The 11,795-nt window shown below is 42.1% G+C and carries 14 protein-coding genes; 9 read left to right on the top strand and 5 right to left on the bottom strand.

Annotated features, from left to right (window positions below):
- Positions 1–27: 27 nt before the first annotated feature.
- Positions 28–642, bottom strand: coding sequence for a deoxynucleoside kinase (locus BLR84_RS13580; RefSeq protein WP_090468740.1), 615 nt, complete (start codon positions 640–642; stop codon positions 28–30).
- A gap of 159 nt (positions 643–801) precedes the next feature.
- Positions 802–1,797, bottom strand: a complete 996-nt coding sequence (gene trpS, locus BLR84_RS13575) for a tryptophan--tRNA ligase (protein ID WP_090468739.1) — start codon at positions 1,795–1,797, stop codon at positions 802–804.
- Positions 1,798–1,842: 45 nt separating this feature from the next.
- On the opposite strand from trpS, the gene BLR84_RS13570 reads away from it, so the two are divergent.
- From BLR84_RS13570 to BLR84_RS13545, 6 genes are all read left to right on the top strand, one after another.
- Positions 1,843–2,586, top strand: coding sequence for a lysophospholipid acyltransferase family protein (locus tag BLR84_RS13570; RefSeq protein WP_369829180.1), 744 nt, complete (start codon positions 1,843–1,845; stop codon positions 2,584–2,586).
- A 38-nt stretch (positions 2,587–2,624) separates the two neighbouring features.
- Positions 2,625–3,356 carry a lysophospholipid acyltransferase family protein gene (locus BLR84_RS13565; protein ID WP_090468736.1) on the top strand — a complete coding sequence of 244 codons (732 nt, stop codon included), beginning with the start codon at positions 2,625–2,627 and terminating at the stop codon, positions 3,354–3,356.
- Complete coding sequence (gatC, locus tag BLR84_RS13560; protein WP_090468735.1) at positions 3,353–3,643, top strand: Asp-tRNA(Asn)/Glu-tRNA(Gln) amidotransferase subunit GatC; 291 nt, start codon at positions 3,353–3,355, stop codon at positions 3,641–3,643. Before BLR84_RS13565 ends, gatC begins: the two co-directional genes overlap by 4 nt.
- Positions 3,644–3,768: 125 nt before the next feature.
- Positions 3,769–4,509, top strand: a complete 741-nt coding sequence (locus BLR84_RS13555) for an ABC transporter ATP-binding protein (protein ID WP_090468733.1) — start codon at positions 3,769–3,771, stop codon at positions 4,507–4,509.
- Between the two features lie 47 nt (positions 4,510–4,556).
- Positions 4,557–5,372 carry an AraC family transcriptional regulator gene (locus BLR84_RS13550; RefSeq protein ID WP_090468732.1) on the top strand — a complete coding sequence of 272 codons (816 nt, stop codon included), beginning with the start codon at positions 4,557–4,559 and terminating at the stop codon, positions 5,370–5,372.
- 60 nt (positions 5,373–5,432) lie between these two features.
- The gene (locus BLR84_RS13545; RefSeq protein ID WP_090468730.1) at positions 5,433–7,082 is read left to right on the top strand and encodes a serine hydrolase domain-containing protein; all 1,650 of its coding nucleotides are present in this window, start codon (positions 5,433–5,435) and stop codon (positions 7,080–7,082) included.
- Positions 7,083–7,545: 463 nt separating this feature from the next.
- Here the strand turns inward: BLR84_RS13545 and BLR84_RS13540 are convergent, their stop codons facing one another.
- Together BLR84_RS13540 and BLR84_RS13535 are read right to left on the bottom strand one after the other, a co-directional pair.
- Complete coding sequence (locus BLR84_RS13540) at positions 7,546–8,595, bottom strand: cyanophycinase (protein WP_090468729.1); 1,050 nt, start codon at positions 8,593–8,595, stop codon at positions 7,546–7,548.
- Positions 8,596–8,609: 14 nt separating this feature from the next.
- Entirely contained in the window at positions 8,610–9,617 is a 1,008-nt protein-coding gene (locus tag BLR84_RS13535; protein ID WP_090468727.1) for a chitinase, read from the bottom strand.
- Between the two features lie 248 nt (positions 9,618–9,865).
- Between BLR84_RS13535 and BLR84_RS13530 the strand changes: the two genes are divergently transcribed.
- The 3 genes from BLR84_RS13530 (at position 9,866) to BLR84_RS29690 (ending at position 10,977) form a co-directional block, all read left to right on the top strand.
- Positions 9,866–10,414 (top strand): cob(I)yrinic acid a,c-diamide adenosyltransferase, encoded by a 549-nt coding sequence (locus BLR84_RS13530; RefSeq protein WP_090468725.1) that lies wholly within the window; start codon positions 9,866–9,868, stop codon positions 10,412–10,414.
- Positions 10,415–10,505: 91 nt separating this feature from the next.
- Positions 10,506–10,727 carry a DUF2795 domain-containing protein gene (locus BLR84_RS13525; protein ID WP_002996718.1) on the top strand — a complete coding sequence of 74 codons (222 nt, stop codon included), beginning with the start codon at positions 10,506–10,508 and terminating at the stop codon, positions 10,725–10,727.
- 103 nt (positions 10,728–10,830) lie between these two features.
- Positions 10,831–10,977, top strand: coding sequence for a lmo0937 family membrane protein (locus BLR84_RS29690; RefSeq protein WP_143013900.1), 147 nt, complete (start codon positions 10,831–10,833; stop codon positions 10,975–10,977).
- 42 nt (positions 10,978–11,019) lie between these two features.
- Here the strand turns inward: BLR84_RS29690 and BLR84_RS13520 are convergent, their stop codons facing one another.
- Positions 11,020–11,748, bottom strand: coding sequence for a 2-C-methyl-D-erythritol 4-phosphate cytidylyltransferase (locus tag BLR84_RS13520; RefSeq protein ID WP_090468723.1), 729 nt, complete (start codon positions 11,746–11,748; stop codon positions 11,020–11,022).
- Positions 11,749–11,795 lie beyond the last annotated feature (47 nt).

The raw sequence follows: 11,795 nt of genomic DNA, 5'->3' as shown, positions 1-11,795 counted from the left end.
TACGTAAAACGTCAAACTTACAACGTTCTAAAACAGTCCGTTAATTTCGCGCTCGATCAGTTGAACAATGGTGGCCATGTCTTCGGTATTGTTGGCAAAATCAAGGTTGTCTTTATCCAATATCAATAATTTGCCCAGCTTATAGTTCCTGATCCATTTTTCATACTTCTCGTTCAGTTTAGAGAGGTAGTCCAGGCGAATACCTATTTCATATTCCCGACCGCGGCGTTGTATATTACTCACCAGGGTAGGTACAGATGCTTTGAGGTAAACCAACAGATCGGGTGGTTTAATGTACTCGGTAATATTATCAAATATAGACTGGTAGTTTTCGTAGTCGCGGGTAGTCATGAGGCCCATATCATGCAGGTTTTCGGCAAAAATATAGGCATCCTCATAAATGGTACGATCCTGCAGAATGTTGCGCCCGCTTTTTTGTATGTCCACTATTTGGCGGTAACGGCTGTTCAGGAAATAGATCTGGAGGTTAAAGCTCCAGCGTTTCATGTCGCTGTAAAAATCTTCAAGGTAGGGATTGTTATCAACGGCTTCAAACAGCGGTTCCCATCCATAGTTCCGGGCCAGCATTTCGGTGAGGGTAGTTTTGCCCGCTCCTATGTTTCCTACAATAGCTATGTGCATACAGTGTTAATTTGTTCGGATCAGAATTTTCCTAATTTACAGAATTTGTCTGAATCAGGATTTTCCTAATTTACAGAATCATCAGAATTATAAAAATTTTTAGCGATCAATTCTGTAAATCCTAAAATTCTGTCAATTCTGATTCTGACAATGAACTTATTAAAATTTCCTGAAACCTATAATTTCTCTTACCTCGCGTATGGTTTTTGAAGCGCTTTCGCGGGCTTTATCGGCACCGTGCTGGGCTACTTTGCTCAGGTAAGCAGCATCTCCGGCAATGGCATTGATACGATCGCGGATAGGGGCAGTGGCAATGATCATATCTTCGGCCAGCTGTTTTTTCAGATCACCGTAACGAATGCTGCAGGTATTATACAGGTTATCGAAATGAGCCAGCGTATCTGCCGATGAAACAACTTTCATCAGGTCGAACAGGTTCTGGATCTCCTGGGGTTTGGTTTGATTTTCTGTGGTAGGTCCGCCATCGGTTACCGCACGCATTACTTTTTTGCGAATGGCCTCCGGTGTATCACCCAGGAAAATAGCATTGCCTTCTCCTTCTGATTTACCCATTTTTCCTTTACCATCAAGTCCTGGAATTTTAACCAGGTTGTCGCTGTAACTAAAAGCGTAAGGTTCGGGAAAGTAATCGTGATTGTACAGTCTGTTGAAGCGGTTGCCAAAGGTGCGGGCCATTTCCAGGTGTTGTTCCTGATCCTTACCAACAGGTACTTTGGTTGCTTTATGGATAATAATATCAGCCGCCATCAATACCGGGTAAGTAAGCAAACCGGCATTTACATTATCGGGATTGGCGCGCACCTTGTCTTTAAAAGATGTGGCGCGTTCCAGCTCGCCGAGGTAGGCGTTCATATTAAGATACAAGTATAATTCGGCTATCTCCGGTACGTCTGATTGTACGTAGATGGTCGCTTTGTCCGGGTCGATGCCGGCAGCCAGGTATTCTACCAAAACCTGCTTTACGTTGGTATGCAGATCGGCTGGGGTAGGGTGCGTAGTTAATGAGTGGAGGTCGGCGATAAAAAAAAAGCAGTTATATTCAGACTGCATTTTTATAAAATTTTGCAGCGCTCCGTAGTAATTTCCTAAGTGCAGATTTCCGGTTGAACGGATGCCACTAACAACAGTTTCCATAGGTTGCGAAAGTAAGGAATTTTTCTATTTTTGATGCTGATGAAAATGATATTGAAAAAAGTGCATATCTACCTGTATGTGCTCAGTGTGGCATTATCTTATTTTATATTCTGGCCGTTTTTTTACTATTGCTCGCGAAAACCCGAGCGTTACCGGAACCTGAACCGCTTACGAAGGTTCTGGGGCTTAATCAGTTCGACCGCCGTTGGCTTCTTTTACCGCTTTGAGTTTGAAGAACCTGTTGACTGGAGCAAAACCTATATTGTATGTGCCAATCATACCTCTAACCTGGATATTGCTGCCATGTGCTCATTGGTAAATAATAACTGCAGCTTTATGGGTAAACAGGAGCTGGAAGATGGCCTGGTGACCGGTCTGTTCTTCCGTTCGGTTGATATCCCGGTGAACCGGGAAAGTAAAATGTCGTCATTTCGGGCTTTCAAAAAGGCAGCCGAAAAATTACAGAGCGGTATAACCATGATCATTTTTCCCGAAGGCAAAATAGCTGATGATTACCCACCACAGTTACAGGAGTTTAAAAATGGGCCTTTCCGGCTAGCCATTGAGTTAAAAATACCCATTATCCCGGTAAGCTCATCCAATACCTGGCAAATGCTCTGGGATACCGGACTGCAATACGGCAGTAAGCCAGGTGTTTGCGATTTTTATGTGCATAAACCCATTGATACCAACAACCTAACTGTTGACGATGCCGACATGCTACGCGACAGGGTTTATGACATGATGAAACAGAAACTTAACGAGCAACAACAGTTAGTGATGGTTTAGCCTGTGGTGATTGAGTATTTTTTCTAATTTTGGTCGCCATGAAATTAATAATAAAAAGAATACATACACAGTTTTACAAGACCAGTGTTACATTCTTTTTTATCCTTTGTTTCCCAATTCTGTACCTGCTTAGTAAAAGACCAAAGCTTTATAAATACATCAATAAATTCAGGCAGATAATTGCACTGATAAGCTCGGCATGCTCAGGTATATTTTATCGGGCCACCTATGAGGCGCCTATCGACTGGAACAAAACTTATGTAATATGCCCTAACCATACTTCAAACCTTGACGTATTGGCTATCAGCACCAATTTACATAATAATCATTGTTTTATGGCCAAAGAAGAACTGAAAGCTTATTTTGTGCTAAACTTTTTTTTTAAAACAATAGATATTACGGTTAACCGCGAAAGCAAAATATCATCATTCAGAGCATTTAAAGTGGCAGCCGAAAGGTTAAAGAATGGCGTGAGTGTAGTGATATTTCCAGAAGGTACCATTCCTGATACTTATCCGCCTGCTTTACATCAATTTAAGAATGGCCCTTTCAGGTTGGCTATCGAAATGAAGGTGCCAATTATCCCCATTACCTCACTGGATACCTGGAAAGTGCTTTGGGATACCGGTAAAGAATTTGGCAGCAGACCCGGAATTTGTGATATATTTGTACATAAACCCATTGAAACGGCCCATTTAACCTTAGATGACGCCGACGCCCTGCGCGATGAGGTTTACGATATTATTAAACAAAAATTGCTACAGGCATGACCATTGATAAAGAAACAGTTGAAAAAGTTGCCCACCTGGCCCGTTTAGAGCTTAACGAAACAGAAAAGCAGGAAATGATTAAGGATATGAGTAAGATCCTTGACTTTATGGCAAAACTGAATGAACTGGATACAACCGGCGTGGAGCCCCTGGTTTATATGACCGGCGATGCCAATATTTTGCGCGATGATGTAGTAAAACAAAGGATAACCCATGAGGAAGCGCTGGAAAACGCCCCAAAACACGATGAAAACTACTTCCTGGTTGCCAAAGTGATCGAGAAGTAAATTCATAATTCAAAATTAAAAAGTCAAAATTCAGAACCCCTTATTATGCTTTTGAATTTTGACTTTTTAATTTTGAATTATCTGTAACATTCAGAAGTGTATCTTAGTCCAAACGAAAAATATATATGGAGCCATTGAATACTGACAAACCATTAATAACCATTAAAGATATCGGGCGTAAGTACGTGATCGGCTCCGAAGTGATCCACGCGCTTAAATCAGTTACCCTGAATATTAATAAAGGCGAGTTTGTAGCATTGATGGGTCCATCAGGTTCGGGTAAATCAACCTTAATGAATATCCTGGGTTGCCTGGATACACCCTCAAAAGGTGAATATATCCTGAACGGCATCAACGTAAGCCACATGACTGATAATGAACTGGCCGAGGTGCGTAACTCCGAGATCGGTTTCGTTTTCCAGACATTTAACCTGTTGCCTCGTAATACGGCGCTTGATAATGTGGCCTTACCCTTAATTTATGCCGGCATTAACAAAGAAAACCGCACAGAGCGTGCTACCAACGCGCTTAAAAACGTGGGTTTAGGCAATCGTATTGATCATAAACCAAACGAGTTATCGGGTGGTCAGCGCCAGCGTGTAGCCGTGGCGCGTGCCTTGATCAATAACCCATCTATTATTTTGGCCGATGAGCCTACAGGTAACCTCGATACTAAAACATCCATTGAAATAATGGGCCTGATAGAAGATATCCACGCCAAAGGCAACACCATCATCTTAGTAACCCACGAAGAGGATATAGCCAAACACGCTCACCGTATTGTGCGTATGCGCGATGGCCTGATTGAAAATGATTATGCCAATACCGAGATTCAAACCGTAAACCGCAAGGTAGAAGAGGTTTAAAAGAGACAGGACTTTTAGAGTCAGGAATCACGAAAATTCAATTATCCGTGAAATATTTACAAACAGGAAGTTTTTACGGACAAACCAATCAAACCATCTGTTTGAAAGGGATCACTTTAACCGATACCGAATACACCCACGATAAGGTAGATTGGCACTATCACGAAAATGCCTATTTCACGTTTATATTAGCCGGCAATGTTATTGAAGGCAACAAGAAGGAAATTTACAATTGCTCGGCCGGTAGTTTGCTGTTTCATAACTGGCAGGATCCACATTACAACATAAAACCCAAAGGCTTTACGCGAGGCTTCCATATCGAGTTGCAAAAAAACTGGTTTGATGGTTTTGATCTTCAACAGGATAAAATTCAGGGAAGTTTTACGATCAATGATCCGGATGTTAAATTTTTGCTGTACAGGCTCTTTAAAGAATCAAAAATTGACGATGAAGTAACCGCCCTTTCTGTTGAAGCGTTGTTGTTGCAAACACTGGTCAAAATGCAGGTTGGCAAATTAAGTCCGCCACAGCAGGTGCCGCTTTGGGCCAAAAAATTAAAGGAGATCCTGGCAGATGAGTTTACTCAAAAGCATACACTTGATCATCTGTCGGCTCAATTGCAAATTCACCCAGTTCATCTTTCCCGTGACTTTTCAAAATATTTTAACTGTAACCTGGGCGAGTACATCAGGAAGTTAAGGGTCGAAAGATCGTTCTCCTTGTTGCATGATCATCATCTGTCGTTAACCGATATTGCTTTTCGATGCGGTTTTGCAGACCAGAGCCATTTTTTACGCAGCTTTAAGCAGTTTAGCGACGGCAATCCATCGGCCTACCGTAAACTGCTTACGCGGGCATGTTAATTCTGTTCTATTTTGTGTGAGTTTATCCATGCAGCTTTGCATATATCATATCATAAAAAGATGAAACGCTATATACTTTTTATCCTAACCTTCATTACTGTTACCACATCATCATTTGCGCAAACCAGCAATATTACCCAGCCCGAGTTGCTCACTTTGCCCGTCTACAAAGGCAATGTGGGGAAAGTTGTTTTTCTGGCCGATACCATCAATTTAACAAGGTTAAAACAAACCGACCTGCTTAATCAATTTGAAGCAAGACCTCAAAATAATCTGTATATGAGGTTTTTTATAGCCAATTCCTTAACCAATTATCAACACCAACTCAATTCCTCTTTAAGCGTTGAGGATTCAAATAAAGGGAATTTTCAGTTTACTTTTTATGTTGATGGCCGGCAGATATACCAGGAGAATCTCAATAAAGGGGCTAATTTACCTGCAACTAAAAATACTAAAACCACTATAAGTGTCCCATTGATCAGTAACCGTAACGAAGATTCCTGGGGAAGGGGCCTTTGGTATCGTTTTACAGCCAGGGGCGGTGACGACGCGTTGATAACAGGTGAGCATTTATTGAAAATAGAGGTTCGACCGTATATCAATATCCCGGATTTAAAAGTTGGTGAAATAATTGCCCAGGGAGGGCTTCGGTTTACCGTTCCACCGCCTGATACAAGGGCTGTCCAGGTACAGGCTATAAAACCCAATAGCGGCTGGCAGGTTTCCAGCGAACTCTTTGATCAGAACAAGATCATGGCAATGAATGGCTTAATAGCTCAAAATAAGTTGAAAGATATTACCAGTATTGTGGTCATTAAAAATGGAAAGCTCCTGATTGAAGAATATTTTAATGGCAGCTCGCGCGATTCATTGCATGATCCCCGCTCGGTGGGCAAAACTTTCGCCTCGGCCATGATGGGGATCGCTATACATGATGGGTTTATAAAAAGCGAAAACCAAACGTTAAAAGATTTTTACGATCTTAAGAAGTTTAATAACTATTCGCCGCGGAAAGAAGGTATTACCCTGAAAAGCCTGCTCACCATGAGCTCCATATTTGATGGGGATGATAACGATAGCGATTCGCCCGGGAATGAAGAAAATATGTACCCAACGCCTGATTGGGCAAAATTCACACTCGATCTTCGTGTGGATAGTGCCAAAACCGGGGGCAAACAATGGAATTATTTTACGGCCGGAGCTATGCTTCTGGGCGATATGGTCAATAAGTCTGTCCCGGGAGGCTTGGAAAAATATGCCGATGAAAAACTGTTTAAACCTCTGGGTATAGTAAAGTATCAGTGGCCATATTCTCCACAGCACGTTCCGAGTACCGCCGGCGGCTTGCAGATGCGCTCACTGGATTATGCCAAATTCGGGCAGTTATATAAAAATAATGGGGCATGGAACGGCAAACAGATCATTCCTGAAAGCTGGGTGAAACAATCGTTTACCAAATATCTTACCCTGCCAAAAGATGTGGTAGGCGAGGGGTGTTACGGCTATCTGTTCTGGAACAAAACCTACACCGTGAATGATAAATCGTACGAAACTTTTTATTGCTCGGGTAATGGGGGCAACAAAATATTTGTTTTTACCGATGTGCCATTGGTGGTGATTGTTACGGCTACAGCATATGGCAAACCCTACGCGCATCCACAAGTTGATAAAATAATGCAGGAGTATATTTTACCGGCGGTGTTGAAGTAGGTTACTCCAGAATTGAGGGTAAGAAATTATATCTCAAATATGTCATTGTGAGGAGGCACGACGAAGACAACCGACCAAAGGGAGCTCATTAATACCGTTAAAAAAAATACAACATTAATAATCTCGTAGCTATTCCGTCTACGCGTTAGCAAGGGAGGAGATTGCCACGCTATCGCTCGCAATGACATGATTGTTAATACTCCCGCTACCGCGGGCTTTCAGCTGAATTAAAGCTGGAAGCTTTAACCATGCATCCCACGAGATACGCTACGCTAATCTCGCGGGAGCGGTGAGACTTCAAATAGCCATAAGCGCGGACGCTTAAATGAGCCAATAAGTCGGTTTACATTAATTTATTGTGTTTTATTATAATAAATTGATAATCAATTAAATAAGTCAATGTTAACCGTAAATTGTGTAAACCATGTAAACCCACTTTTACGCTTAAATGGACTGAGGGGAATTACTTCGCCTCCTGTCGCTTTAACTTCCCGGCTTCTACCCACCACCATTGCCATTTACCACCCGATGCTTGTGTAGGGTTAAAACTGCTTACGTCAAAACTTCCGTTGCCGGTTGCAGTCCCCTGTACTTCATAAACATGGATGGCTTGTTGGTTATTATTCCAGGTTAAGGGTTTGCCCGGCTCGCATACCTCGGGCGGTTTTGGGTTATTAGTCAATAAAAAGTAGGCCTTACTGGTACCAAAGATTACCGCATGACCAGTTTCGTCAACGCAAACCGCGGTATGTTCATCGGCAGCTATGCCGTTGGCAAATAAGTGCCAGTCTTTAACAATACGGCTTAAAAAGGCCACATGGCGGCCCTGCCTGTCGCGGGTAATGTAGTGTTGATCAGTAATTACCGATTGGAGGAAGGGGGCATGCAGCAAATCATCATGATACAATTTCACCAACGGATTGTAGGGGTTAGCCAGGGCCTGCTCGGCGGTAACGCTGGCATTTTCGCCGCTGTAATAGATGCCACCCATAATGGCGCAGCCGGCGCTGGTGCCGCCAACAGGCGCATGTTTTACATTGAGCAGGTAATTGATAGCATCCATGGTTTTGGTTCCCCGCCAAAAATTCATGTAGTTGGATTGGTCGCCACCAGCGATAAAAAGCATTTCGGCATTGCGGATGATATAAGCAACCGTATCGTTGTTGGCCAAAGCCCTTGAATCAATTTTAAGGGTCTCCACCGAATTTACCTTACCCAGTCCATTAATATAGGGGTTGTAGCCATCTTTACCCGACGCCCGGATAATCACCACGTCGCCACCACCGCTGCGGTCTATCATCCATTTAAAAGCCTCGTCAACATCCCTGCCGCCACCTATCATCACCAGGCCGGCTTTGACCGGCGTATTTACGTTAGCGGTATCGCCTATAATGCCTATCGAGGCTGGGCGACCAGCAATATGTTTATCTTTTTTAACAGTATCAGGCAAAGCAGCAGCCCATGTGGTAAGGCTAAAGCTTAACAAGGTAATTATAGAAAGAAAAAAACGCATGTGTAAATATAAGCTTAATACTTATAAGGTTCCATTTTACCGCATGAGCAGGCGCAGTTGGCATCGGTGATACCCAATTTCTTTAAAAAGAATTGATAGAAGCCAATACGGTCGTTCATGCTGTACATGTTTTCGCCTTTGTTGCACTCAACCTCACCGTTCACTATGTTGATGGTCATGCCAAAGCCGGGTGTGCGGCCTTTAGCTTTATCAATAGCATTGGGCTGCCACTTGCCCGTCATCACATCATGTGCCGATGGTTTATGCGTTTCGGGTGTCATCCAGAAATAAATAGCGGCTTTAAAAGCTACTATCGGATCGGTCTCCACCATATCAGGATTGTTCAATAAAGTTTTGGCATCACCAAATATACAGGTAGAGGCCAGGCCGTAGTTGCCGTTATAGCTTAACTGCATAGGACCGCGGCCATAATACTTTTTGCCTGCCACCGGTGGGTATTCGTCACTCTCGGCTATATAACTTAAAGATGTATTGCTTTCATGTATCAGCATCAGCCCGTCGGTATAAGTAGCATTTACACCGTGGCGGGTTTCGTGGGCTATATGCGCGAAGAATGCTGCCAGCTCCTTTTTATTGGCTTCGGCGCTAAATTGGGTCCCGAAGTTGCCGTAATCTACCGTAAAAGTGCTGTCGGGTTTCTTTTTGGCCCATTCCTCGTTCCAGTCGCCATCTTGTCTTACAGTACTTGTTTTGCCTGTACTTTTATCGGTACGTATATATTGATATACCGAGGTGGCCCTGCGGGTAACTTTTATTTTTATCTCGCCTAATTCGTTTGCTGCTTTTATAAAAGCAGCGTAACTATAAAATTTATCGCGTTGCGGAAAAAGCTCATTGAATTGTTGCTCGCTGATGAGTGTAGATATAGATACCGTTTTTTGAGAAGCGGTTGTTGCCGTTGCCGGTGCTTTGGAACTATTACTGTTGCCACAGCTAAAAGCCGAGACTACTAATGCGGCAAAAGGTATAATTACGAATTTTGATGATATGATCGATCTCATAGTTTTATAGTTAAAAAGAACCAAGTTATGAGAATCAAGAGGTAAGAGTCAAGATTGGATAAAAACTAAATTGCTATTATATATTCTCTTAATTCTTGACTCTTACCTCTTGACTCTGTTATTTATGCAAGTTTAAGCCTATCATTTAAAAATTTACACTTTATTAGCAAAAATTATACTACAAGTGGTATCAATACAAAATATATACACGTATATTGAACTAAAGGATAAATGCTGCCGGATAAAATATGAAGATATATACTAAAACAGGCGATAAGGGGTTTACATCATTAATAGGAGGAACCAGGGTAGCCAAACACCACATACGGATTGAGAGCTATGGAACGGTTGACGAACTGAATTCCTATATCGGCCTCATTCGCGATCAGGATATTACTGAGCATGATAAGGACATATTGAAGCAGATACAGGACAGATTGTTTACTATAGGCTCCTCGCTAGCCGCCGATCCGGAAAGATCAAAAATGGTAATACCCGACCTGTATATGACCGATGTGGAGCTACTGGAACAGGAAATGGACGCTATGAACGAAAAATTGCCTGAATTACGTCATTTTATTTTACCGGGCGGAAATAATACCATTTCGTTTTGCCATATTGCAAGATGTATTTGCCGGCGGGCCGAAAGGATAACCGTTCATTTAGCCGAAGAAAGCCCGGTTGACGAAAAAGTGAACATTTATCTGAACAGATTGAGCGATTACCTGTTCACTTTAGCACGTAAGATTGCAACTGAGCATAAAATACCTGAAAATCAATGGATACCCCGCATATGAAAAATGTGAAAAAAAATGTTGATTTTCCAATTGAAAATATTATACTTTTGCGAAAAAGTTAATTTACTGAATTAAATATAAATAGAGAAACATGTATTGGACACTTGAACTAGCATCTCACCTTGAAGATGCGCCCTGGCCCGCAACAAAGGATGAATTAATTGATTATGCTATCCGTTCAGGAGCTCCTGTTGAGGTTATTGAAAACCTGCAGGCGCTGGAAGACGATGGTGAACCGTATGAAAATATCGAAGAAATATGGCCGGATTACCCGACAAAAGACGATTTCTTTTTTAACGAAGACGAATATTAACAGCATTAAAAACCCTCTTATGGAGGGTTTTTTTATGAACTCTGCTTTTTGGAATGATTTTAGTAATATGCCTTTCATATTTATCACTTAAAACATATCAAAAATGAGAGGTTTATTGTACATTATCGCCGTTATCCTGGTAATAGGATGGATATTTGGGTTTTTCTTTGGTCACGCTACCGGACTGATCCACATTTTATTGGTTATAGCTATTATCGCTGTACTTTTAGGAATTATCCGCAGGGCATAGCAATTACCTGCTCATGCAATTAAGAATTTTAAGCCAATGACCTCAGGTCGTTGGCTTTTTGTTTAAAAGCAGTTCGGCTATGGCTATGTCTTCGGGAAAAGTGATCTTGATGTTTTGATGGCTGCCTTCGGTAAGGTGTATTTCAACCCCATCCTGTTCAACCACGCTGGCATCGTCGGTGAAATGTTCGCTGTAGGGTTGTTGGTAGGCTTTTTTTAATAAGCTTATTTTAAAAGTTTGCGGGGTTTGTATCAGGTAGATTTGATCTCTTAATAAGCTTACAGACCTGTCATTGACCAACTGCCTTACCGAATCACGGCTTTTAACGGCTGTAACCGCATTGCCATGTTTCTGGGCGTATTGGTATGAGGTTTCGATAATATGATTGCTGGTAAGCGGTCGTACGGCATCATGAATGGCTACCAGGGTGTTATCGTCAGACGATATCAGGTCAAGTCCGTTCCTGACAGAATGAAAACGAGTTTCGCCGCCGGTAACCAAAGTATGAGGCGTATCAAATTGATGGGTGTGGCAAAGCTCTTTCCAATAATCATGATAGGCCGCTGGTAGAACTAAAATAATGTCAGGTTTGATGGTCGATTGGGTGAAAGCCTGTATAGTATGCATCAGAACAGGTAGTCCATTAAGCGATAGAAACTGCTTAGGAACCACTGATTGCATCCTGGTACCAGTACCACCTGCCACTATAATGGCGTAGTATTTTTTAGATGCGGGATATGCGATTTGAGATTTGAGATTTTGATCGTCCATAAAAAATATTACCCAAATCTAAAGCAAAAAAAATGAGATACAAGAAA

The sequence above is a fragment of the Mucilaginibacter sp. OK268 genome (genome assembly GCF_900103125.1).
GTDB lineage: Bacteria > Bacteroidota > Bacteroidia > Sphingobacteriales > Sphingobacteriaceae > Mucilaginibacter.
Note: the sequence above shows the minus strand (reverse complement) of the source record. Positions and strands in the feature narration are given on the sequence as shown.